The following is a 26,222-nucleotide window of genomic DNA, read 5'->3' on the forward strand; positions in this document are numbered from 1 at the left end:
ATATAATCCATGAATGATAATATAGCAGGTAGCCAGATTCGCTTTATATTGGATGCGGAAGATAAAGAGATTCGTGCGGGTTGCATGACTGGCAGTGGCGGCAAAAGTCCACAAGGGGAATCGTATGATTTTACCAACTATTATATGACTCGTAATGCTAAACCCCATATTCCCGTGGTAGGTGAGTTTCATTTCTCCAGATTCGCTTACTTGCAGTGGGAAGAAGAATTACTGAAGATGAAGGCAGGCGGGGTGAACATTGTCGCTTCCTATGTTTTCTGGAATTTTCACGAGGAGCAGGAAGGCGAATTTAATTGGTCAGGAAATCTGAATTTACGGCACTTTGTGGATCTGTGTAGCAAACATGAGCTGCCGCTGATCGTGCGAATTGGTCCATTCTGTCATGGGGAAGTGCGTAATGGGGGGATGCCGGATTGGCTATTCAGTTATCCATTCGAAGTCAGGTCGAACGATGAAGGGTATCTGTATTACGCCAAGCGATTATATCGGGAGATTGCCCGTCAGCTCAACGGCTGTTTTTATCAGGAGGGTGGCCCTGTTATCGGGGTACAGTTGGAAAATGAGTACATGCACGCTGGCGCACCCATGGATGCATGGGGGTATACCCGCGAAAAATACATTACCTCCGGCCGGGATGGACGAGAACATCTGAAGATGCTTCGCCATATTGCCGAAGAAGTCGGTATGAAGCCGATGTTCTATACTGCCACGGCCTGGGGCAATGCTGCCGTGCCTGAAGAAGGAACGTTGCCGATGCTCGCGGGGTATGCGTACACACCATGGATTCCCAATCAGCCTCCAAGCCGGGAGTATTTGTTCCGGGATCTGCATATGAATCCTGTGGAAGAAGTGGATTATGACAGTCTGGAGTACCCTGCTGCGTATTGCGAGCTTGCTGGGGGCATGCAAGTCAGTTATCACGCTCGTCCGGTTGTTGATGCGGACAGTGTCGAGGCGATGACCATTGTGAAGCTTGCGAACGGCAGCAATCTGGTTGGGTATTATATGTATCACGGGGGGACCAATCCGATAGGCAAAAGTTCATATATGAACGAACAGGCATTGCCGAAAATGACGTATGACTATCAGGCCCCACTCGGGGAATTCGGACGTATTGGTGAATCGTATGACCGCATTCGTAGCTTGTCCATGTTCCTGGAAGCATACGGTGAGTTGCTTGCACCAATGGGCTGTGTTATACCGGATGGTCAACAATCTATAACCCCGGAGAACACGTTGGATCTGCGTTGGTCTGTTCGGCAACAAGATGGCTCGGGATTCCTGTTCATGAATAATTATCAGGATCATGTGGCGATGCCTGATCGTGATATCCAATTGGAGCTGCATACCAGCAAAGGGACTGCTTCTTATCCCAGAGAAGGAACGATGCGGCTGAAATCCGGCATGGCGGCCATTCTGCCTTTCCATATGAATCTGAATGGAATGAAGATCATTAGTGCTACCGTTCAGCCACTGACCCGATTTATGGTAAATCAGGAACTCACAGCTGTCTTTTATGCCCATGAAGGTATGGCGCCTGAGTATGTTATTGATACAGCATCTGTTACAAATGTGGATATGCCCGAAGGTACAGTATCAGAGCAGGGGAATGAAGTTGTGATACATCCGATTGCCGGCAAAGACCATCATCTGAGGATCACAACATCGGACGGTATGGCCATACGTATCATTACATTGACCCGTGAAGAGGCCTTGAATGCCTACCGTTTCCGTGTGGGCGGAGAAGAAAGGCTTGTAATTAGCAGCAGTCATCTGTATGTACAGAATGAGATGCTCCTATGTACATCCGTGGAGCAACCAGAGATGGAGGTATCCTTCTATCCGGCTCCAGAGCATGTTTCAGCTTCGAAATATGCTGTGTCATCACAGTCGAAGCCGGGAATATTCGTTACGTATACATTCCAAGTTTCGTCTTACGAGCCTGCTGTAGAGGTTGATTCTCCCAAAGAGTATGCAGCAACACTGAGATTGGACACAGCGTGGCCGGAACAAGTAGATGACGTGTGGGTTGAGATTGATTATGAAGGAGACGTTGCAACAGCACATATTCATCATCAGATGTTAACGGATCATATTCACTATGGACACAGCTGGATGCTTGGTTTGAAACAATCCCGTCATTTGCTGGCTGATCACGCGCTTCGTCTGTCTATAACTCCAATTCGAAAAGGGACGACTGAGAGTTATGTGAATCAGGCTTATGTGGAGCGGTTTGAGGGCGTGGAGATTGGAAAGTTTAATGAGATTCGGGTGAGATCACAGTACCGAGTTGGGTTAGTATTGTCGGGAGTTAGAGAAGACACTTAGTCTAAATCAGGAGTTAAACAACAGATAAACAAGACTTAAACAACAGTTAACTTTCGTTAATAATACAGAGGGTTCTTTCTCCGAACGATTGTGAGGGGAGAGAGCCCTTTTTGCTGTGTTATGTAAAAACAAATGATTCCTAATCATAGTAAAAAGATCTTGACTGGTAAGCGTTTTCAATTTATCATAACCTCATAACCTTAACGATAAAGTTTATTTAAACTAAATAACGTAACTATAATAAAGTTATTAGTTGTTTATTTGCTAACAAAAGAACTTCTATTACCAACGATTTTAGTTAACTTATTGCCTGGAGCAGGGTTAATTGAAATAAAAAAAACAAATACAGGAGGTTCCAAACGAATGGTTAATCTGAAAAATTGTACAATCTTCACGGTTATTGCTGCTCTCATGTTTATGGTATTAGGGAGTGTAGCCCCCAAAGCATCTGCTGCCACAGGTTTTTATGTAAGCGGTAACAAATTGTATGATTCCACAGGTAAAGCTTTTGTCATGAGAGGTGTTAATCACGGGCATTCCTGGTTCAAAAATGATTTGAATACCGCTATCCCTGCCATCGCCAAAACAGGTGCCAATACGGTACGCATTGTTCTTTCGAATGGTAGCCTGTACACCAAAGATGATCTGAATGCTGTTAAAAATATTATTAATGTGGTTAACCAAAATAAAATGATAGCTGTACTCGAGGTGCATGACGCCACAGGGAAAGATGACTATAATTCGTTGGATGCGGCGGTGAACTACTGGATTAGTATTAAGGAAGCTTTGATTGGCAAAGAAGATCGGGTCATCGTCAACATCGCCAATGAATGGTATGGAACGTGGAATGGAAGTGCATGGGCTGATGGGTACAAAAAAGCCATTCCGAAACTTCGAAATGCGGGAATTAAAAATACGCTAATTGTGGATGCAGCCGGATGGGGACAGTTCCCTCAATCCATCGTGGATTATGGACAAAGTGTATTTGCAGCCGATTCTCAGAAAAATACCGTCTTCTCCATTCATATGTATGAGTATGCTGGCAAAGATGCTGCAACGGTCAAAGCCAATATGGAGAATGTGCTGAACAAAGGATTGGCTCTGATCATTGGTGAATTCGGGGGATATCACACAAACGGTGATGTGGACGAGTATGCCATCATGAGATATGGTCAGGAAAAAGGGGTAGGTTGGCTTGCCTGGTCTTGGTACGGAAACAGCTCTGGTCTGAACTATCTGGACATGGCCACAGGTCCGAACGGAAGCTTAACGAGCTTTGGCAACACCGTAGTTAATGATACCTATGGTATTAAAAACACTTCTCAAAAAGCGGGGATTTTCTAATCCACCGATGAAACAGGAACACTTTGACGGTTACGTCAGGGTGTTTTTTTAATAAAATAGTTCAATCTATAATGACTTTTGAATATTTCCGTTTGGTTTTAAAATATTTTGTTTTCAAAATAAAACAAAGATGTTAAACTCGGATTAGGAATAAAACAAACATTATCGGAGGGAAACAAATGGTACAGAGTTTATGGAATGCATCGCAGGCATCTGAGAAAACAACAGGACTTGAGCAGTTGGTTTACCGATCCAATCTGATTGGATCTGATCGCAGTGTATGTAACATTTACGGTGGTAATACCTCTACCAAAACGACAGTGAAGGATTTTCGTGGTCGTGATGTAGAAGTAATGTATGTGAAAGGAAGCGGCTCTGATCTGGGTTCCATGGAAGCGAAGCATTTTACGGGACTTGGACTTGAAGACATTCGACCATTAATTGAACGTGAATCCATGTCGGATGAAGAGATGGTTGAGTATCTGGGACATTGCATGATTGATGCCAAGCACCCGCGCGCCTCTATCGAGACTCTTCTGCATGCGTTCCTTCCATATAAACATGTGGATCATACGCACCCGGATGCGATTATCAGCCTGTGTTGTGCGCATAACGGCAAGGAATTAGCGAGAGAGATCTACGGAGATCGTTTTGTATGGGTGCCTTATGTACGTCCAGGGTTTACATTATCTAAAATGATTGCTGAAAGCGTATTCTCGAATCCCAATGCCGAACTCGTACTAATGGAAAAACACGGACTTGTCACTTGGGGAGAAACATCCGAGGAATGTTACGCTCAGACGATCAAGATTATCAATGAAGCGGAAGCATTCATCGAAGCACGAGTGAACGAAGAAAGTTTGTTTGGTGGTGTGAAACACCCGGCACTCGCCGTTGATGTTCGTCGTCAGATCGTATCACGTGTGATGCCAACAATCCGTGGAGCGGTATCGGACAGCAAAAAAATGATTTTGTCCTTTGATGATCAAGAGGACGTACTTGCTTTTGTGGGCGGAGCAGATTCACCGGAATTGTCACAGGTGGGTGCAGCTTGCCCGGATCATCTGGTACATACCAAAGTGGTACCTCTGTTCATTGATTGGACACCGGATGCGGAAGATATTGAAGGGTTAAAAGCCAAGCTGGTAGAAGGTGTGGCTGCCTACAAAGAGCAATATCAGCAGTATTTTGAGAGCAACAAAAACGAAGGTGATGTCATGTTCGAAGCGGCACCACGCGTTATCCTCATTCCAGGTGTGGGCATGATCAACACAGGTAAGAGCTGGGCGCTTTCCCAAGTAAGCGGAGCGTTGTATCACAGAGCGATTGCCGTTATGCGTGGAGCTACTAGCCTGGGTCAATTCGTATCACTCAGTGCAAACGAATCTTACAATGTGGAGTACTGGCCGCTGGAATTGTACAAATTGTCACTGGCTCCGGCGGAAACCGAATTCTCTCGTAAAGTGGCGTTTATCACAGGTGGAGCAGGCGGAATCGGAAGTGAAACAGCACGTAGATTGGTATCTGAAGGCGCACATGTGGTGCTTGCTGATCTCAACCTGGAAGGCGCACAGAAGGTAGCACAGGAAATTAATGATCAGTACGGTGCAAATCGTGCTTATGCGCTGAAAATGGACGTCACCGATGAGGAAGCCGTTCAATCTGCGTATGCAGATGTTGCGGTGCAATATGGCGGAGTGGACATCATCGTGAACAATGCCGGATTGGCCACATCCAGCCCATTTGACGAAACATCCCTGAAAGAATGGAACCTGAACATGAATGTACTGGGCACAGGGTATTTCCTCGTGGCTCGTGAAGCATTCAAGCTGATGAAACAGCAGGGTATAGGTGGAAGCATGGTATTTATCGGGTCCAAGAACTCGGTGTATGCGGGTAAAAGTGCCTCGGCTTACAGCTCAGCGAAAGCGCTGGAAGCACATCTGGCACGTTGTATTGCAGCAGAAGGTGGAGAGTATGGCATTCGTGTCAACACGATTCTTCCAGATGCCATTCTACAGGGTTCAGCGATCTGGAACGGTTCCTGGAGAAACGAACGTGCAGCGGCATACGGGATTGAACCGGATCAATTGGAAGAGTATTATCGCAAACGGACGACATTGCTCGTAAATATCTATCCAAGAGATATTGCGGAAGGAATTGCATTTTTTGCTTCTTCGAAATCCGAAAAAACAACCGGTTGCATGATGACCATTGATGGCGGTGTACCGGCAGCATTTACACGTTAAAATAGGAGGGTTCTTGCGGATGGATAACCAAGTCAAGCAAGCGTATGAAGCAGCCAAGGTATTGTATGCCCAGCACGGAATTGATACAGATGAGGTGCTGAACAAACTCGCGGAGATCAAAGTATCCGTACACTGCTGGCAAGGCGATGATGTCAAAGGTTTTCTGAATAAAGATGGGGAGTTAACAGGGGGTATTTCCGTTACAGGTCAATACCCTGGGGCTGCGACCACACCAGCAGAACTTCGTAACGATCTCGAGCAAGCTTTTGCTCTGATTCCCGGCAAACATAAGGTTAATCTGCACGCGATTTACACGGATACCGACGAGCAGGTTGAACTGGATCAGATTGAGCCAAAGCATTATGAGAACTGGGTGAAGTGGGCCAAAGAACAAGGACTCGGTCTGGACTTCAACCCAACATGTTTTTCCCATGAAAAATCAAGTGACGGGTTCACGCTCAGTCATCCAGATCCTGAAATTCGCAAGTTCTGGATTGATCACTGCAAGGCATCCCGCCGGATTGGTGCTTATTTCGGGGAACAGCTTGGTCAGACTTGTGTAACCAACGTATGGGTACCGGACGGATTCAAGGATAATCCGGTTGACCGGTTGACACCACGCAAACGTCTCAAAGAATCGCTGGATGAAGTATTTGGCGAACCGCTTAATCCAGAGCACAACCTGGACGCGGTAGAGAGTAAGCTCTTTGGTCTGGGTTCGGAAGCATATGTGGTGGGTTCTCATGAATTCTATATGGGTTACGGTTTGCAAAATGATACGTTAATCTGCCTGGATGCGGGTCATTTCCATCCAACAGAGGTTATTTCCAATAAACTGTCTTCCTTGTCATTGTTTACAAGTGGCATTCTGCTTCACGTAAGCCGACCGATGCGCTGGGATAGTGACCATGTGGTAATCATGGACGATGAGCTGCTGGAAATTGCCCGTGAACTGGTTCGACATGATCTGCTTGCGACCACACATATTGGACTGGATTTCTTTGATGCAAGTATTAACCGTGTAGCTGCATGGGTTGTGGGTACTCGCAACACGATCAAAGCCCTTCTCCGAGCGATGCTCGAACCGGTGGATGCCTTGAAACAAGCCGAGTTGGAAGGGGATTACACGTTGCGCCTTGCCTTAACGGAAGAGTTCAAATCCTATCCGTTTGGCGCGATCTGGGACTACTATTGTGCTCAGCAAGGCGTTCCAGTTCGTGAAAAGTGGATCACCGATATCAAAACCTATGAACAAGACGTATTACTGCAGCGCGATAAATCATTGGTTTAACTGTATTTAAGTTTCGTATAAACCACTATGGAATGAATATCCCATGGTGGTTTTTTGGCATAATCACGCTGAAATGCATAACTTAGGCGATTGCTTCCATACTAGGAATATGGATCTGTATCGTATACGATTGCCACGCAGAGGAGGAATAATGGAGTTGAATCTATCCCACAACAAACTGTATATCGCTGCACTTGGCGGTGTGAATGAAATAGGGAAAAATATGTATTTCATCCAGTACAATCAGGACATCATCGTGATTGACTGTGGTTCGAAGTTTCCCGATGAGACATTGCCTGGTATTGATCTGATCATTCCGGATGTAGCGTATCTGCTGGACAATCTGGATAAAGTAAGGGGTCTTGTGGTTACTCACGGACATGAAGATCACATTGGTGGTATTCCCTATTTGTTAAAACAAATGAACATCCCGGTGTATGCATCCAGGCTCACTCGTGGGCTGATCGAACTAAAACTGAAGGAGCATGGGCTGCTGCGAAAGGCGGACCTGCATACGATCGATGCTCATTCCAGCATTACGCTGGGAGGAATCGAGGTTTCCTTTTTTGCAACGAGTCATAGTATACCGGATTGTCTTGGTATCTTTTTTCAGACCCCAGCAGGCAATGTTGTGCATACCGGAGATTTCAAATTTGATATGTCGCCTGTACATGGACCTTTCCCAGATCTGCACCGCATGGCCGAGATTGGCAAACAGGGTGTCCATATTTTGCTCTCCGAGAGTACCAATGCAGAAAGACCCGGATTTACACCTTCCGAGCGTGTTGTGGGAGACCACATTCTGGATGCCTTTATCCGTGCAAAACAAAAAGTATTTATCTCTACCTTTGCGTCGAATGTCAGCAGGGTACAGCAGATTGTGAATGCAGCATTCGAGACGGGTCGCAAACTGGCACTGTTGGGCAGAAGTATGGTGAATGTGGTATCGGTGGCCAGTGAATTGGGGTATTTGCAAGTTCCTGACGGATTGATAATTGAAGCTATCGATTCGGATCAGTTTCCACCAGAACAAGTTGTTGTATTATGCACTGGTAGCCAGGGAGAAGCGATGGCAGCCTTGTCACGTTTGGCATCCGGTAAACATCCTCACGTAAGAATTAACGCCGGGGACACGGTCATTATTGCTGCCGGTGCCATTCCGGGTAATGAACGGAATCTTGCACATGTAATTGATAACCTGTATGTTCTTGGAGCACGTGTGATATATGGTTCAAGTGGTGCAGCTGGGATGCATGTATCGGGACACGGCAGTCAGGAAGAACTCAAATTGATGCTTACCCTGATGAAACCGGATTATCTGATTCCGATCCACGGTGAATTTCGCATGTTGTATCAACACAGACTGCTTGCTGAATCCGTAGGCATAGAACGTGATCATGTGTTTATCGTGAATAATGGGGATATGGTCCAGTACAAAGACGGCATTGCTTCGCTGGGTCCAAAAATTGCATCAGGAAATAGTCTCGTAGACGGTCTGATCATGGGTGATGTCGGCAATATTGTACTTCGCGACCGCAGGCAACTGTCCTCCGATGGCATGCTGGTGATCGTAACCACATTGAGCAAAACGGAGAAACAAATGGTTGCCTCACCCGAAATCATCTCCAGAGGGTTTGTATTTGTTAAGGATTCGGAAGAATTCATGCATGAGATCCATGAGCTTGTTCTAAACCGGATGGATGAGTTGACCGGGGCTGGGGTGAATCAGTGGAATGTGATCAAAAGAAAGCTGAAAGACGAGATCGGTCACTATATTTACGCGCAAACAAAGAGAAGACCTATGATCTTGCCAATTATTATTGAGGTCTAAGTCAGCAGGGATAGGGATTATTCTTGCCCTAATGGTCTGTGCAAACGTGTATATGGAAGCTTAACAGCCTGATGAATGTGGATCATACTTCGGTATGAAGTCACATTGCCATCGGGCTTTTGCTATTACATCGGGAATGTACAATAGATGTACGATAAATGGAATTGAATCAAATTCGCCATGGGTTTGCGATTCGAAGTATAATAAAAGGTAAACCAGCTAATAGAAATAAGAGGAGTCTTTATGAATAAAACCATTTCTGATATCGCTCAGATGGCAGGTGTAGCGAAGAGCACGGTCTCTCGCTTCCTGAATGGCGGATCGGTTAGTGAGGATACACGCCAGAAGATTGAGCGCATTATCAAACAATACAATTATGTTCCCAACACATTTGCACAGAGTCTGAAGGCAAAGAAGACCAGTATTATTGGTACGGTTGTGCCACGTCTTGATTCTTTTGCAACATCACAGACATTGATCGGAATTGATGAAGAACTGCGGAGTAATCAGTATCAGATGCTTATCGCAAATACGAGCCAGGACATGCAGCGCGAGATTGATGCCATCTATGATTTTGCACGACAGAAGGTGTCGGGTATTATTTTGCTGGCTGCTGAAGTGACTGAAGCACATCTGAAAGCAGTGGAGGACATACGTATCCCCGTGTTGTTGGTGGGGCAGCAGCATGAGCAACTACATAGTCTGGTTCACAATGATGACCAGGCAGGTTATGAGATGGGCAGATATGTCGTCGAACAGGGTCATCGCAAGATCGTGTATATGGGGGTTAGTGAGAAGGATCGGGCGGTAGGGATCTATCGTAAACAAGGGTTCCAGCGTGCAATTGCCGAGTGTAGTGGCTGTGAAGTGAAGTATTATGAGACAAGCTTTAAGATGTCGGAAGCCATCGTTACCGCTGAAGCCATTTTGAAAGAAAACACACCAACGATCATTGTCGGGGCTACGGATAATATTGCACTGGGTGTGATGAAGATTGCGTTCTCCAATAAAATCCGCATACCGCAAGATTTGTCTGTTACCGGATTTGGCGGATATGATATTACGGAGATGATTCATCCCACGCTGACGACTGTGAAATATCATTATTTGCAGGCGGGCAAAGTAGCGGCGAATCACATTATTCGTCTGGTCAAAGGCGAGTCGGTGGAGGAACGAACAACACTGGACGTAGAACTAATTCCTCGAGAAAGCGTTGACAAATTATAAAAACATCCTTTATGATAATTCCATCGAACCGGTTCCACTATGAATATCCAATGCGGATATGCGAACACGGGCAGGCATTAATGCCATATGGAATTATTTTTTTGCTTTGAGTGGAACCGGTTCCTATATTTTGATTTTCGTATAAGTTATATAAGAAAAAAAACATTTACGAAGAGGGCAGAAAAAATTCGAAGAAACGTAGTGTTCGCCTTTATCACCGGATTTCACCCTTTAGAAAAGGGATCAGGAAATCTGGGGATAACAGCGATCGGAGGATTGTTCTGCCATCGTAGTCCAAGTGTGAAATTTCTTGGTCTAACTTATATAAGCAAGAATGGAGAACAGCTATGAAAATGACTAGAGAGCAACGCTACAGACGAATTGAGCAAGCAGAGCCTGGAGAGGTTGCGAAGCTTGAAGCACAGATCTCCGTATGTCCTTGGCGACAGAGTTATCACATTCAGCCGATAACAGGTCTGCTTAATGATCCTAACGGCTTTGCATATTATCAAGGCTATTATCATCTGTTTTATCAGTGGTTTCCACTTGGAACAGAACACGGCATGAAATACTGGTACCATACCCGCTCGAAGAATCTGGTGAACTGGGAAAATGTCGGGATTGGAATCGAACCGGGTGGCAGGTATGACTCACACGGAGCTTATTCCGGCAGTGCGATTGAAAAAGACGGCAAGTTGCACTTGCTATACACGGGCAATACGAGGGATGAGGCTTGGGTCAGACACCCGTATCAATGCTTGGCAGTTATGGATGAAAGCGGTTCAGTAACCAAACTGAATGATCCCGTGATCTCGTCTGTGCCAGCCGGATACACGGAACACTTCAGAGATCCCAAGGTGTGGCAACAAGGAGACACGTATTATGGTGTAATTGGTGCGCAGAGAACAGACGAGACGGGATGTACAGTGCTGTATCGCTCCATTGATCTGAACAACTGGGAGTTTCTTGGTGAAATTCGTACGCAATTAACCTCCTTTGGCTACATGTGGGAGTGCCCGGATTATATGGAGATAGACGGGAGAGGTGTGCTTGTCTTTTCCCCCCAAGGCATAGACGCTGCGGGAGATCATTATCAGAATATTTTTCAATCCGGTTATCTGATCGGTGAGCCGCTCAATCTCCAGACAAGAGAGTTCAAACATGGTGAATTTCAGGAGTTGGATCGTGGATTCGACTTCTATGCTCCGCAGACGATGTTGGCTCCAGACGGAAGACGTATTCTGGTTGGATGGATGGGACTTCCCGATCTGGAATATCCGACAGACGATAGTGGCTGGGCTCATTGCCTGACCATCCCTCGGCAATTGTCACTGAGAGACGGCAAGTTAATCCAACAACCTGTTGCAGAGATGGAGCAATTGCGCCAGCAGGAGGAAGGGACACATATTTGCGCAACAATTAACAATGAAAGCCGATCTTTCACTGGTTTTAATGGGATTGTCTATGAGCTGATATGTGAGATAAGCCATGTAGGTGCAGAGATTGTAGGCATCGAACTCCGGGCAAATGGAACTGAAAAAACGGTTCTTCTGTATGATCGGATTCAGCAGAAAGTTGTCTTGGATCGGACGATGTCTGGTACCGAGCTGGCAGAGCAGAATGGCGTTGTACGACAGTGCACACTTACTGCGGACGTGATTAAGTTCCATCTGTTCGTAGATGCATCTTCAGTCGAGATCTTTGTGAACGATGGTGAGGAGGTCTTTACCAGCCGCATTTTCCCAAGCCGGGACAGCGTGGACATTCGTTTTTTTGCACGCGGAGGCAAAGCTGATTTTGAAGCAACTCAATGGAATTATTAAGTATTACGTGAGAGGAATGAGATAACATGTCGGAGAATCAACGGATTGCCCAGGAAGTCATTCATGCCATCGGGGGCAAAGAGAATATCGCATCATTTGCACATTGTGCAACACGTCTTCGCATCATGGTGAAAGATAAAGAAAAGATTGATCAGAAAACGGTCGAGAACATCGAGAAGGTGAAAGGGGCTTTTTTCAACTCGGGTCAATATCAGATTATCTTTGGTACGGGAACAGTGAATCGAATCTTTGAAGAGGTTGAGAAGCTGGGCATTGAAGGAACATCTAAGGATGATGTGAAGAGTCAGGGGAAAAAAGAAGGAAATGCTTTTCAACGAGCGATCCGCACGTTTGGTGACGTATTCGTACCCATCATTCCCGTTCTGGTAGCTACAGGACTGTTCATGGGATTGCGCGGATTACTTACCCAGAATGAAATTCTGGCGTTATTCGGGGCAACACCTGATGATATCTCGGCCAATTTCCTGTTGTTCACTCAGATCCTGACGGATACGGCCTTTGCATTTCTGCCTGCGCTTGTAGCGTGGTCTGCGTTCCGTGTATTCGGCGGAAGTCCGGTACTAGGTATTGTACTGGGGCTAATGCTGGTCAATCCCGCATTACCCAATGCTTACGCGGTGGCAGATGGATCAGCACAGCCGCTGCATATGTTCGGTTTTATACCTGTCGTGGGTTATCAAGGATCGGTTCTGCCTGCGTTCTTTGTAGGTTTGATTGGAGCCAAGTTTGAAAAGGTATTAAGAAGACGGGTACCTGAGGCACTGGACTTAATTCTGACTCCTTTTATTACGTTGACAGTCATGATTACGCTTGGACTTTTCGCTATTGGTCCTGTATTCCATTCCCTAGAAGAGTGGGTGCTGCATGGAACAACAGCTGTATTGGATCTTCCGTTTGGCATCGCAGGTATTATCATTGGATTCTTCCATCAGATTATTGTCGTTACCGGAGTACATCACATCTTTAATTTCCTGGAGATTCAACTACTGGAGAAAACGGGATTTAACCCGTTCAACGCAATCATCACCTGTGCTATGGCAGCACAAGGAGCGGCTTGTCTTGCAGTCGGTCTGAAGACCAAAAATATGAAACTCAAAGCACTCGCGTTGCCTTCGTCTTTGTCCGCATTTTTGGGCATTACCGAGCCAGCCATCTTCGGAGTTAACTTGCGTTACATGAAACCATTTATTATGGGGCTGGTTGGTGGTGGTGTGGGTGGTTTCATCGCTTCTCTGTTCCATCTGCAAGGTACGGGCATGGCTGTAACGGTTATTCCCGGTACACTGCTCTATCTGAACAGCCAACTGCCGTTGTATATCTTGTCCAACGTGGTTGCCATGGCGATTGCATTTGCACTTACCTGGTTCTTCGGATATAAGGATCAACCGGTCGCAGAAGAAGCGGTGAGCCAAGAGAACAGTGGAGTAACATCAACTGAAGTTAAAGCAGAGCAATCTAATCCGCATATTAATTCAGTTACCGATACCGTTACAAGCAATCGTCCTAAGGTAGATTTTCTCGAAATAGCTTCACCAATGAACGGTACCGTCGTTGCTCTGGAGCAGGTTCCTGACCCGGCGTTCTCGGAAAAACACATGGGTGAGGGCATTGCCATCGAGCCATCAGAAGGAAAAGTGTACGCACCGTTTGATGGTGTCATCGCACATGTCATGAACAAGAGTAAACATGCGGTGATTCTGGAGCATGAGACGGGTGTACAGATGCTGGTTCATATCGGAATTAATACGGTTGGACTAAAAGGAAACGGTTTTACCGCACATGTGAATAGCGGAGATCGTGTAACTGCAGGACAATTGTTGATTGAATTTGACATGGATGTCATTCAGGCTGCGGGTCTGCCGGTGATTACACCTGTGTTGATCCCAAGTGGAAACGAAACGATAGCAACTGTTACAGCAACGTCATCTGGCCATGTTCAAGCCCATGGGGAAGTGGTACTTGTAGTGAATTTTACTGAGCCACAATAGAGGCGTGTAAAGTGGGAAGCGGGGAGAGATGTATCTCTCCCGTTTCCCTTTTTTTGTGTACAATCGTATGAAATTAAAGAAACAGATCATCGGTGATCTAAGTAATCCAAGTGAGTTAGCACGCAAGAGAGCACCATTTTACGATTATCCAATCGACGCGCTATGAAAAACAAACGTTAATCGTGATCCTACAGACCAGCGTGACGTTTCAGTCGCTCGGCAATCTGCATTAGATCTTCCGCGGATATCCCTGGCGCAAATTCTTCCGGCAGATCAGGCAGCTCAGGTACTGGCCCTCCATACCCCGGCAAGCCTGCAAAAGCCTCCAGTTTACCACCATCGGTTGGGTGTGTCCCTTTCCAGATCTGGGCAATGCCCTGATAATCCTTGTCGCTGAACGTGTACAACCTGCGGTGCTCACCCTTCGCTTCCCACTTACGTGTCGTTTCAAAAGCTTTGTTATCCAATTTTGGAATAGGGAACATCTTCGTTACATCCACACCCGTTGCAATTTCCAGTGCCTTGGCATACGCAAGAACATGCACACCGCCGCGTACAAGCAGATAACCTGTCATTTCTCGGGCTGTTTTGTTGTCGGTCATTTCGTAGACCCTCATTTTGTGAGTTCTTGCACCGCATTCAAGAAAGAAATTATGCAACAGATCAAAGATCAGATTGCCACTGCTCACGACATATGAACCATTCCAGGGTCTTCCCATGGAGTCATACGGGAGCGCTGTCTGGGCAGATTCGATAAAGTGTGACGTCATCCGTGCGTCTTTACCAACACGCAGTGGTGTGGAGTCCGGGGCACCTGGTGAAGTTGAACCTTCAAGCATGAGGTTAATCGTATTGGCGACAAGTTCGACATGGCCGAATTCTTCCGCGGTAATACTTGCAACAATGTCATAAAAAGGACGCAGCTTGGATCTGCCTCTGAAATTGAATGACTGAAACATATAGTTATTTAATGTTGACATTTCCCCGAACTTTCCACCAAGCAACTCCTGAACCGCACTAGCTCCATTAGGGTCCGGATTATTGGATATGGGTAGTTCGATGGCAAGACGGTCTACACGTTTAAACATGACATTTCCCCCTCAATCCTAGTTAGTGTAAAGGTATGAAGGGGCACTTGTACGTTATTCGGTCGTTTGTGAAACAAAAACAAAACGTTCTGCCAGAGCTTTAAGCTCTGAACAGAACGTTAGATGAGTTCTTATTTGGAAGCTACGCCAACAACGCTTGTTCCATTTTTCGTGATTTTGTACGTCAGCACATCTCCGTTCCAGAAATGGAACTTAAGCGTGACTTCGCCATCATTGGTTTCATTGAAGAAGTTAGGTTTCAGTTCAATCACATTACGTTCGTAATCTGGGCTAAATGTGTAGGAGAATTCTTTGAATGGAGTCCAGTTCTGTGGACCGGCGTTCTCTCCGTTTGCATATGTTGCTTCCATCGTTGCCAGCTGGTTCCCGTTAAACGTAGTCGGAATGGCAAATGCACTGGTTGTACCTGTTGCATCGTTCAACTTAGGTGTGTCATATTTAATGATATTAAAGTTCCAGTCAGCACCTTGGTTGAATCCAGCTGTGAGTGTAGCATTTACGCCTAAATCACCAGAGGCTGTCAATTTGGTTAACAGATTGGATTTTAACGTAAGTACATCTTTTTTGATCGTATAGTCTTTACCTCTTACAAGAGGGGTGGTGCCATTTTTCAACGAATTGAATTTGTTCCCATTCAGATTGAGCCTTACCTTTTTATCTTGAATGGCTTCATTTTGTTTAAGATATACGAGGTCCGTTTCGGCTGTGGATGAGCGACCTGTCCAGCTGGCTTTCATGGTATCAAATAATTCCTGATCAGACCAAGTAAAGCTTGTGCGACCGAAGTGTTGTCCGTTATCCCACAACATCGTGGTCATCTGTTTTTGACGCAGATATTGTCCAACAAATTCGAAGAATTTCAGTTTTTCGCCTTGCTCAATGACACCTGTGTGTTGGTCAAAACCAAGCAAGCCATACTCACCGACGATAACCGGAATGCCTTTCGCTGTGAAAGCATTGTATACCCGATCGAATGTGTCGGTAACGTCCTTTTGTACTTCCTCGTTATACTTGGTGTAACCTGCGATGTTCACACTGAATGGCCAGAACCCGTAGTAGTGAACGGTTGCAATAATATTGCTGTCATTCAATTTTTGAATGGTCTTATTCAGTTCATCCAGATCAGGCTGAGCGGAAGAGGTATGCATCGTTGGAAGCACAAGTGGACGTGTCTCGTTGTTTCCACCCGAAGTTCTTACGATCTTGTGAAAAGAAGTATTCAACTCGTCCAGCATGAGATATCCAATTGCTGCATCTGTTGTGCCGCCTTCGGAGAAACGTGGTTCGTTAACACTTTCGAACATGAGTTTATCGGATGCATCTTTGAATTTGTCCGCAATCTGAGTCCAAGCAGCGTTGTAACGTGCAAGCACGTTGTCATGGTCTTTCTCCATGTAACTGATCCAGCGCCAGGAATCATGGTGAAGATTGATCATGACGTAGAGATCCGCATCAAGGGCCCAGTCTACTACTTCTTGAACCCGATTCATGTAAGCGGAATCAATTGTGTAGTTGGGTGCGTCACCGATGTGGGCTTCCCAGGTCACAGGAATACGGATACTGTTGTAGCCCTCATCAGCGATCGACTGAATTAGTTCCTTCGTAATGCGCGGGTTGCCCCAGGCTGTCTCATCTTCACCAACGGCGTCCAGAGAGTTCCCCAGATTCCAGCCAGGCTCCATGGCGTTCACGTAGGTCTGCATTTTGCTTGGCGCGGCTGAGGTATTGGCCTGTTCGCTGTTGTCAGTTGCAGCTGAAGCCATAGCAGAGGAGAAGAGAGATAGAATCATGGCGGTCACGAGCGTAAGAGATAAGACTGATTTGCGGTTTTTTTTCATTAATATAGTCTCCTTTGAATAGAGAATGGTTGAACATGAATAGCGGTTAAGCAGGGTGGAAATAGAGCTCAACGCAAACAAAAGTTCACTTGTGTAATACTGGAATCACCACCGATTTATGTACTGAAAGCGTTTTCGTAATTTACTATATCATGATTTAATATTGGACAATACCTGCACAATTGGAATAAAAATCATGTAAAAATCAGTGATTTTGCCATATTAATAGATTGTGTAGTAAGCGTTTATTTCATTGGAAATGAAAATTATAAGGTTGCTTTTGAATGATAATTAGATTTAAATACCCTGGGAGGGATCTAATATGAAACTGGATGCACATCAACATTTCTGGGAATACAATGTCGCCGAGTACGGATGGATTGGCGAAGAGATGAAAGCTATTCGTAAATCTTTTCTTCCGGAAGATCTTGAACCTTTATTGCTCCAATCAGGACTGGATGGATGTATTGCGGTACAAGCCAGACAATCACTGACAGAAACCGAGTGGCTTCTGCAGCTGGCAGATCGGCATGAATGTATCAAAGGTGTTGTCGGATGGGTGGACCTTTGTTCGGATGAAGTTCGGAATCAGCTTGAACTGTTCGCGTCCAATCCATATCTGAAGGGCGTACGTCATGTTATACAGGATGAACCTGATCTGGATTATGTATTGAGAGAAGACTTTCAGCGCGGAATTTCATTGCTAAAAGAGTATGATTTGGCCTATGATCTGTTGGTATCCAAGGAGCAACTGCCTTATGCGGTGGAACTGGTTAAGACGTTTCCTGAACAGCGATTTGTACTTGATCATCTAGCCAAACCCGACATAAAATCAGGTATAATCTCACCCTGGAAAGAAGCGCTTGAGTCATTGGCCGCACAACCTAATGCGTACTGTAAACTTTCAGGGATGGTGACGGAAGCAGACTGGGCAAATTGGACTCCAAAGGATTTTACAGCCTATCTGAATATCGCCATAGAAGCCTTTGGTGCGGAAAGGTTAATGTTCGGGTCCGACTGGCCCGTGAGCAACGTTTCAGCTACGTATTCTGAAGTATACGGTCTTATTGTAAGTCACATTAATGCCCTACCTATATCAGATCAACAGATGATTCTTGGCGGCACATGTGCTGCGTTCTATCAAATATCGTAGTGGGCAATCCGAAGCTAAACCGGTTTCAAGAAGTTGACAACTGTTCTGATTCTTGCTAAAGTTTTATCCAATCCGCATAATCAAGATCTGGGAATGTTACCGATATGGGCATAACCTGAGCTGGCTTGTTTACACAATTTCGTGTATCCAGGCTGGTTCGGGTTTTTTCTATTTAAGTTGAACAACCGATTTTACACGAGACGACTGCGCGGCCAGAACAATCTTCCAATCGCTGTTATCCCCAGATTTTTTGATCCCCTTTTTAAAGGGGAAATCCGGTGATAAAGGCGAACGCTCCGCTTCTCCAGATTTTTTCTGTCCTCTCCGTTTATGTGTAATTGTGTAGTTCAACTTAAATATTTTGTCTTTTTAATGTTTCTTACGATTGGAGCGGATAGCTGAATTACATATTTGGAAGGAGAATGATGATGACGAATTTTAAGTTTCCTAAAGACTTTCTGTGGGGTGGAGCCATTGCTGCCAATCAGGCGGAGGGCGCGTATCTGGAAGATGGCAAAGGGCTGAGTATCGTTGACTTGCTTCCAACAGGAGAGAACCGCAGAAGCATTATGAAAGGCAATGTTCCGGCTTTTACGCCGCTTGCTACCGAGTTCTATCCTTCACATGAAGCGATCGACTTTTATCACCGTTACCCTGAAGACATTGCTCTATTTGCAGAAATGGGGTTCAAAGCACTGCGTGTCTCGATTGCTTGGGCACGGATTTTTCCGACAGGAGAAGACGCACAGCCAAATGAAGCGGGATTACAATTTTACGATAACCTGTTTGATGAATTGTTGAAAAACGGCATTGAACCTGTGGTTACATTGGCTCACTTCGATGTGCCTGTGCATCTGATTGAAAAGTATGGCAGCTGGAGAAGTCGTGAACTGGTAACTCTTTTCGAGACTTACGCTACAACGGTATTCACTCGCTACAAAGACAAGGTGAAATACTGGATGACATTTAATGAGATCAACATGTTGCTTCATCTTCCATTCCTTGGGGCGGGGCTGGCGTTTAATGAAGGGGATAACATCAAGGAAATTCAATATCAGGCTGCTCACCACCAACTGGTTGCAAGTGCATTGGCAGTCAAGGCATGTCATGAGATTATTCCGGGTGCCATGATTGGGTGTATGCTCGCCGCAGGAAGCTTCTATCCGTATACTTGTAATCCGGAAGATGTGTTCCAGGGCATGGAAAAAGATAGAGAGTCCTATTTCTTCATCGATGTGCAGTCACGTGGGGAATATCCGGGTTACGCCAAACGTTTTTTCAAAGATCACGAGTTGAACATCGTTATGCAGCCGGGTGATGCCGAAATCTTGAAAAATCATACCGTAGATTATATCGGGTTCAGCTATTATTCAAGTCGTACAACCAGCACCGATCCGGAAGTTATCAAAAATATGACCAGTGGTAATGTATTTGGTTCGGTAGCCAATCCATATCTGGCGAAGTCCGAATGGGGTTGGACGATTGATCCCAAAGGGATCCGTATTACCGCTAATCAACTGCATGACCGTTATCAGAAGCCGCTGTTTGTTGTTGAAAATGGATTTGGTGCCAATGATGTGGTTACACCGGAAGGTGAAGTGGATGATGCATACCGGATTGACTACTTGAAACGACATGTAGCTGAAATGGGTGAGGCTATTCAGGATGGAGTTAACATCATTGGTTACACCAGCTGGGGACCTATTGATATTGTAAGTGCATCCTCAGGTGAGATGAGAAAACGTTATGGCTACATTTACGTGGACCGTAATAATGAAGGTCAAGGTGAGCTGACACGGCTGAAGAAGAAGAGTTTTGAGTGGTACAAAAATGTGATCGAATCCAATGGAACAAACTTGGGTGACGCGTAGTTTATATTTTTCTGAATTAAAATGGTCTTGTACGGAAATAAAACATCGGAAGTTTCATCTATATAAATTGAACTAAACATTTACACAAAACGGAAAGGACAGAAAAAAGCTGGGGATAACAGCGATCGGAAGGTTGTTCTGTCATCGGAGTAGCTAGTGTAAATATTATCTAGTTCAATTTATATAACCATGGGACTTCCGATTGTTCCTGCATTGAAAGCGTTGACATATAGTCAGGTTCGCGCTATACTTGACGCAATTATATCGTTTCTGGGATTGTTACTACACGACGTAGGCAAAACCTAAGCACCAAAAAAAGCAGACCACCATGTCTTGTTTATTTTGTGATGCTTCAGGTTTTTTTTGTATGCCCAAAAGACGATGTATAACTGCCAAGAGAGTGGAACGTGACGGGGGGATTGAAGTGAAAATAGCAAAGGTTATCAACAATAACGTCATTAGCATCTATCAAGCGGATGGAGCAGAGCTTGTGGTGATGGGACGTGGGATTGCCTTTAAGAAAAAGCCGGGGGATAAAGTAGACGAGACCCGCATCCAGAAAGTATTTGCATTGAAAAACAAACAAACATCCGATAATTTCAAAATGCTGCTGCGTGAAGTTCCGATGGAACTGATTGAAATTGTGGAAGAGATCATCACGTATGCGCGTGAGAATCTGGGCCGAAAGCTGAATGAGAACATCTATGTATCCCTTACGGATCATATTAACTTCGCGATTGAACGCTACCGGGAAGGGGTGGAGATCAAGAACGCATTAATGTGGGAGATCAAGCAGTTGTACAAGCCCGAATTCGCACTGGGCATGAAGACGCTGGAACAGATCAACACCCGTATGAATATTGAGCTTCCACCAGATGAAGCCGCTTTTATTGCTCTTCATATTGTCAACGCAGAGATGAACGAAGAAGTTATTACAACGATGAATATTACGAAGTTTATCCAGCAGATTATTAATATAGCGAAATATCATTTCAAAATGGAATTTGATGAGGACTCTCTCAGTTATTTTCGCTTTATCACACATCTGAAGTTCTTCTCCCAGCGTGTGCTCAGTGGTACGCATTACGACAACAACTATGATCATTTCTATGACATGATTAAGGAGAAACATCCGGATGCCGCAGCGTGTACGGAGAAAATTGAGTTGTTTGTCAAAAAGGAATACAACCATGAGTTGACCAATGAAGAAAAATTGTATCTGACGGTTCATATCGAACGAGTAGTTAATCGATAATATTTAAATGTTGACAAAAATGGTTTAATTATAATAATATGTGATTAACAGGAATTGAATACGATTTAACTGGGATTGTTACTGGTTATGCAGGCAAAACCTAAGTCATGAGAAGGTCAGGACCATTGTGTCTCCTTGCTCAAGGCTTAGGTTTTTTGCGTGCAAAAAAATCGGTAAGAGGCCTGTTTGAGAAAAAGTGGGGGTGCAGATCATGAGTCAAGAGAAACTGGCCAAAGAGATTGTAGAACTGGTTGGCGGTGAGAAAAATGTGGAATCGCTGGTTCATTGTGCAACACGATTACGGTTTGTATTGAAGGACGATGCCAAGGCAGACAAAGCCAAACTTGAGAAAACAGAAGGCATCATCGCAGTCAAAGAAAATGGAGGACAATTCCAGGTGGTTGTTGGTAACAAGGTGCCTGAAGTCTATAGTGCCATTGGACAGATCAGTAACATTCTGGACGATTCGTCAGATAAAGAAAAACCTCGCAAAGCAGCCAAAGGACTCGGGGGTATTATCGATATCATATCCAGCATCTTTGCACCACTTCTGGGTGTTATGGCGGGAGCCGGTATTCTAAAAGGGTTATTGTTGATTGCGAGCAATATTGGATGGCTGGAAACGACAGAAACAACATATACGATCCTGTATGCAGCAGCAGATAGTCTCTTCTATTTCCTGCCTCTGTTGTTAGCGGTTACAACAGCACGTAAATTCCAGGGAAATATGTTTGTTGCGATGACGATTGCAGGAGCACTGATCTATCCGTCCATCGTCACGTTGAAATCAGAGGGAACAGCAACGGATTTCTTCGGTATCCCTGTCATCTTGATGAACTATTCATCTACAGTTATTCCTATCATTTTAGCTGTCATTGTCATGAGCAAGTTGGAAAAGTACTTTAATAAAACACTTCACGATAGTGTGAAAAACTTTGTTACACCATTATTTTTGCTAGTGATTATGGTACCACTGACCCTGTTGGTATTCGGGCCATTTGGTGTCTACGTTGGTAATGCAATTGCAGCCGGACTCGTTGCCGCATTTGGATTCAGTCCATTGCTCGCTGGAGCCGTTATGGGTGCAAGCTGGCAGCTGCTCGTTATCTTCGGAATACACTGGGGCCTGATTCCGGTATTTATCAACAACGTTGCCGTGTATGGACAGGATGGCGTTAAACCCGCTGCGACAGCTTCGATCTTTGCTCAAACGGGCGCTGCTTTTGGGGTTATGTTGAAAACCAAGAACAAAAAACTGAAAACGCTGGCGGGATCATCCACGTTGACGGCTTTGTTCGGTATTACGGAACCGGCCATCTATGGGGTAACATTACCACTGAAACGTCCATTCATTGCAGGAGTTATCGGTGGTGCAGTTGGTGGAGCTATCATTGGTCAAGCGGGCACATTGGCATTTGCATCTGGCGCACCGGGACTACTGACCTTGCCAATCTTCTACGGACCAGGTGGACAAGGTTTCCCTGGATTGATTCTGGGTATCGTAGTATCGTTTGTTGTTTCGGCTGTACTGACGTACATTATGGGCTTCAAAGATCCGGTTGAAGAAGAAACAAAAACCGAACCTAGTGCATCTGCCGAGCAATCTGTTCGTGCAACGAATGCTTCGGACGAAATTGTATTTAGCCCAATCGAAGGAACAATTGTGGAATTGTCGGAAGTTCCAGATCCGGCCTTTGCATCGGGAGCCATGGGTAAAGGGATTGCGATTGAGCCTTCTGTGGGCAGAGTCGTAGCACCTTTTGATGGTACAGTTACCGTTGCATTCAAGAAAAAACATGCCTTGGCTGTAGTATCAGACACCGGTGCTGAAATATTGGTTCACGTGGGAGTTGATACCGTTAAATTGGACGGACAGCATTTTGTTTCCCATATCAAGGAAGGGGACAGGGTCCAAGCGGGAGATCTGTTGCTTGAGTTCGATATTGCACAGATTAAGGCTGCTGGTTATCATACGGTGACACCTATTATTGTAACCAACTCAGCCAACTACGAAGAAGTGATTCCGCAGGCTATAGGTCAGGTTCATAGCCAGGAGCTTCTATTAAAATTAAGTAGCGGTAATAGCCAGGAACAAAAGTAGATTGATGTACTAATCCGATGGTGTCGTGTTTTCATGGTTCCGTTGACATGGTGGAATTGGAAAATTATAATTAGAATTGTACATCTATACATGATAATGAAAGGTGGATTATTGAACATGACACATGCAATGAGACTGCGTTTCCTTCCTTTGAATCGGTAATTGAATACGTTCAAAGGCTCTGACTATTGGTTCAGAGTAAACGGGATCAGTCTGTCATTTTCAATCATCCTGACCTTAAAATAAGTGTTATACTCGCTTTCCCGTTTACGTTGAATCACAGGCCGTGGCCTGTGATTCTTTGTTTTTCTTCTGATTATCTTAATCAGGTAAATAATTAGGTAAAGGCGCTCACTACAGACTACTGGAGGTAACCGCTATGATGACGTTACTGTTCTATTGATACGAGCTGGCACGATCAGCTCGTATCGATAGAAGCGTGCTTCGCTATCGATACGAAATAAATCTTATTTCGGAGGTAGCGAATATGGAAAAGATATGTTTTGAATTAGAACAGGTTGAGATGACCTATATGGATAAAGTAATACTGAACATTGAGCGACTGGCTGTGCATCAACTGGATCGCATTGGTGTAGTAGGTGGAAATGGTCAGGGTAAAAGTACGTTATTGAAACTCATTGCGGGACAGATTCAGCCAACCGCTGGAAAGGTAAAACGTCATGCTGAGTTTGGTTATTTGGAACAAGTGGAACCACCCCAGTCTAACGAAAGTATTGAAGTTGACGGGGCTTTACTGAGTAAATTAGCCATACCTCAACACGACCAAGCATGGAGTGGCGGAGAACAGACCCGTTTAAAACTGGCTCAAATGTTCACCCATTATCATGAAGTACTGTTACTGGATGAACCAACAACACATCTGGATCAAGAGGGCATTACATTTTTGCTGGATGATTTGCGTTATTACTATGGGGCGCTTGTGCTGATCAGTCATGATCGTGCGGTTCTGGATGAACTGGTGACCACGATCTGGGAAATCCATCAAGGTGAGGTTCACGTATATTCTGGCAACTATAGTGATTATCAGGCACAGAAAAGGCTGGAGCGTGAACAACAAAACCAGGCCCATGAGCAGTTTTCCAAGGAGAAAAGGCGATTGGAGCTGGCCGCTCGGGAAAAGATGAAGAAAGCCGAGAAAATAACGCAGGCCGGAAGCATGTCCAAAAAAGAATCCAAGGCAAAAACAAACCGTATGGTTGAAACAAAATCCAAAGGCACCAGTCAAAAAGCGGTGCACCGCGCAGCTAAAGCGATTGAACAGCGAATGCAACAACTTCACGAGGTAAAAGCGGTGCAAGAGGATCGTCCTATGATCTTCCGTCAGCCAAAGACACTGGAGCTGCACAACCGATATCCAATTATGGCAGATCGCCTTACACTTGAAGTGGAAGGTAACGTATTGCTGGAGGATGTAAGTTTTCAGGTTCCATTAAAACAAAAAATAGCGATAACCGGAGCCAATGGCAGCGGGAAAAGTACATTGCTTAACCATGTTTTCCATGCTGGAGATCACATCACAATGTCTCCAAAAGCAAAGCTCGGTTATTTTCAGCAAATGAGCTATCGATTCACAACAAAAGAGACCGTATTACAATTTCTGAAAAATCGTTCAGATTATGAGGAATCAGAGCTCAGAAGTGCGTTGTATGCGATGCAGTTTACAGGTAATGATTTGCTCAAGAATGTTGGGACATTAAGTGGAGGAGAGGCGATTCGTCTTCAATTATGTCACTTGTTTCTTGGACAATATAACATTCTATTGTTGGATGAGCCGACGAATTTCCTTGATATGCATGCACTGGAAGCGTTGGAGCGTTTTATCAAGACCTACGAAGGGACAATTCTGTATGTATCTCATGATCAGAGGTTTATTGAAAATACAGCCGATCAACAATTTCAGATTGCAGAGCGTCAATTAATTCAGGTGAATATATAAGCTGAACTAAAGAAGGTTTACACGGATCACTCTGATGACAGAACAACCTTAGAGGAAGAGAAGTAACGAAAACCGCCAAAGTGATTTTGGCGGTTTCGTCGTTTTCAAAGATAGGCAGATCAGTTACCTTATGTAGCTTCTATTAAGAATCCGCTTTTATAACCGTGGAATGCAGGTTACCTGTGAGGCGTTGAGGTGGGAAAACCATGCGCACGGGCGCAATGATGATGGCAGCAAATACAGCCTTGATCAGATCCCCAATTATGTAAGGATAAAACCCTTGAATCATGGCCTCAGGTATGTCCATTTTGTAAGCATAGGCAAGCCAAGGGACCCCCGAGACATACACGAGCAGTGAACCAAATAGTTCAAATACAACAAAAGCGAGTATGAATCCTGTGACACCTTTGATGTTGATTCGTGCAAGCAACAATCCAATCAATAATGCGGAGAACGGCCACATCATCACATATCCTCCGGTAGGTCCAAGAAGTACTGCAAGTCCTCCGGTCCCGTGCAGCAAGGGGAATCCAAGAGCGGTGAGCAGAACAACCATCGTGACACTTAGAAAACCGTAGAGTGGACCAAGTAATCCTCCGGCCAGCATGACAGCCAAAGTTTGTAATGTTATTGGTACTGGGGAGAAGCCAATGGGAATGCTTATGTAACCAAAAAGTACTAAAATTGCGGCCATAAGTGCGCTGAATACAATGCCTCGCAAAGATAATTTCATGTTTGAACAATCCTCTCCATTTTGGTAATATGATTGTTAACCAATTATATAAATGTGGTTAACGATTAGGATCGTACCACAT

At 44.9% G+C, this 26,222-nt stretch carries 16 protein-coding genes; 13 read left to right on the plus strand and 3 right to left on the minus strand.

The window, feature by feature from the left end; translation table 11 throughout:
• Positions 1-9: 9 nt before the first annotated feature.
• The 8 genes from MKZ13_RS13650 (at position 10) to MKZ13_RS13685 (ending at position 14,123) form a co-directional block, all read left to right on the plus strand.
• Positions 10-2,349, plus strand: a complete 2,340-nt coding sequence (locus MKZ13_RS13650) for a beta-galactosidase (protein ID WP_339184674.1) — start codon at positions 10-12, stop codon at positions 2,347-2,349.
• Positions 2,350-2,712: 363 nt separating this feature from the next.
• On the plus strand, positions 2,713-3,693 hold the full coding sequence (locus MKZ13_RS13655; RefSeq protein WP_339184677.1) for a glycoside hydrolase family 5 protein: 981 nt from the start codon (positions 2,713-2,715) through the stop codon (positions 3,691-3,693).
• A gap of 179 nt (positions 3,694-3,872) precedes the next feature.
• Positions 3,873-5,942 (plus strand): bifunctional aldolase/short-chain dehydrogenase, encoded by a 2,070-nt coding sequence (locus MKZ13_RS13660; RefSeq protein ID WP_339184679.1) that lies wholly within the window; start codon positions 3,873-3,875, stop codon positions 5,940-5,942.
• Positions 5,943-5,961: 19 nt separating this feature from the next.
• The gene (gene rhaA, locus MKZ13_RS13665) at positions 5,962-7,233 is read left to right on the plus strand and encodes an L-rhamnose isomerase (protein WP_339184681.1); all 1,272 of its coding nucleotides are present in this window, start codon (positions 5,962-5,964) and stop codon (positions 7,231-7,233) included.
• A 151-nt stretch (positions 7,234-7,384) separates the two neighbouring features.
• Positions 7,385-9,064: a ribonuclease J gene (locus tag MKZ13_RS13670; protein ID WP_339184684.1), complete on the plus strand. Its 1,680-nt coding sequence runs from the start codon at positions 7,385-7,387 to the stop codon at positions 9,062-9,064.
• A 243-nt stretch (positions 9,065-9,307) separates the two neighbouring features.
• Positions 9,308-10,291, plus strand: coding sequence for a LacI family DNA-binding transcriptional regulator (locus MKZ13_RS13675; RefSeq protein WP_339184686.1), 984 nt, complete (start codon positions 9,308-9,310; stop codon positions 10,289-10,291).
• 347 nt (positions 10,292-10,638) lie between these two features.
• The gene (locus MKZ13_RS13680) at positions 10,639-12,114 is read left to right on the plus strand and encodes a sucrose-6-phosphate hydrolase (RefSeq protein WP_339184688.1); all 1,476 of its coding nucleotides are present in this window, start codon (positions 10,639-10,641) and stop codon (positions 12,112-12,114) included.
• Positions 12,115-12,140: 26 nt separating this feature from the next.
• Entirely contained in the window at positions 12,141-14,123 is a 1,983-nt protein-coding gene (locus tag MKZ13_RS13685; protein WP_339184690.1) for a sucrose-specific PTS transporter subunit IIBC, read from the plus strand.
• A gap of 188 nt (positions 14,124-14,311) precedes the next feature.
• On the opposite strand, the gene MKZ13_RS13690 is transcribed toward MKZ13_RS13685, so the two are convergent.
• On the minus strand, positions 14,312-15,211 hold the full coding sequence (locus MKZ13_RS13690) for a manganese catalase family protein (protein ID WP_307413163.1): 900 nt from the start codon (positions 15,209-15,211) through the stop codon (positions 14,312-14,314).
• Positions 15,212-15,342: 131 nt separating this feature from the next.
• The gene (locus tag MKZ13_RS13695; protein ID WP_339184694.1) at positions 15,343-17,070 is read right to left on the minus strand and encodes a cellulase family glycosylhydrolase; all 1,728 of its coding nucleotides are present in this window, start codon (positions 17,068-17,070) and stop codon (positions 15,343-15,345) included.
• Positions 17,071-17,392: 322 nt separating this feature from the next.
• Here MKZ13_RS13695 and MKZ13_RS13700 point away from each other — a divergent pair, with 322 nt between their 5' ends.
• From MKZ13_RS13700 to abc-f, 5 genes are all read left to right on the plus strand, one after another.
• The gene (locus MKZ13_RS13700; RefSeq protein ID WP_339184696.1) at positions 17,393-18,223 is read left to right on the plus strand and encodes an amidohydrolase family protein; all 831 of its coding nucleotides are present in this window, start codon (positions 17,393-17,395) and stop codon (positions 18,221-18,223) included.
• Positions 18,224-18,651: 428 nt separating this feature from the next.
• The gene (locus MKZ13_RS13705; RefSeq protein ID WP_339184699.1) at positions 18,652-20,094 is read left to right on the plus strand and encodes a 6-phospho-beta-glucosidase; all 1,443 of its coding nucleotides are present in this window, start codon (positions 18,652-18,654) and stop codon (positions 20,092-20,094) included.
• Between the two features lie 424 nt (positions 20,095-20,518).
• A complete protein-coding gene (locus tag MKZ13_RS13710; RefSeq protein WP_339184701.1) occupies positions 20,519-21,349 on the plus strand; it encodes a PRD domain-containing protein in 831 nt (276 codons plus the stop codon).
• 211 nt (positions 21,350-21,560) lie between these two features.
• The gene (locus MKZ13_RS13715) at positions 21,561-23,450 is read left to right on the plus strand and encodes a beta-glucoside-specific PTS transporter subunit IIABC (protein ID WP_339184703.1); all 1,890 of its coding nucleotides are present in this window, start codon (positions 21,561-21,563) and stop codon (positions 23,448-23,450) included.
• Between the two features lie 487 nt (positions 23,451-23,937).
• Complete coding sequence (gene abc-f / locus MKZ13_RS13720; protein ID WP_339184705.1) at positions 23,938-25,407, plus strand: ABC-F type ribosomal protection protein; 1,470 nt, start codon at positions 23,938-23,940, stop codon at positions 25,405-25,407.
• 142 nt (positions 25,408-25,549) lie between these two features.
• Here the strand turns inward: abc-f and MKZ13_RS13725 are convergent, their stop codons facing one another.
• A complete protein-coding gene (locus tag MKZ13_RS13725; protein WP_221819537.1) occupies positions 25,550-26,140 on the minus strand; it encodes a biotin transporter BioY in 591 nt (196 codons plus the stop codon).
• Positions 26,141-26,222 lie beyond the last annotated feature (82 nt).

The sequence above is a fragment of the Paenibacillus sp. FSL R5-0701 genome (genome assembly GCF_037973995.1).
Classification (GTDB): domain Bacteria; phylum Bacillota; class Bacilli; order Paenibacillales; family Paenibacillaceae; genus Paenibacillus.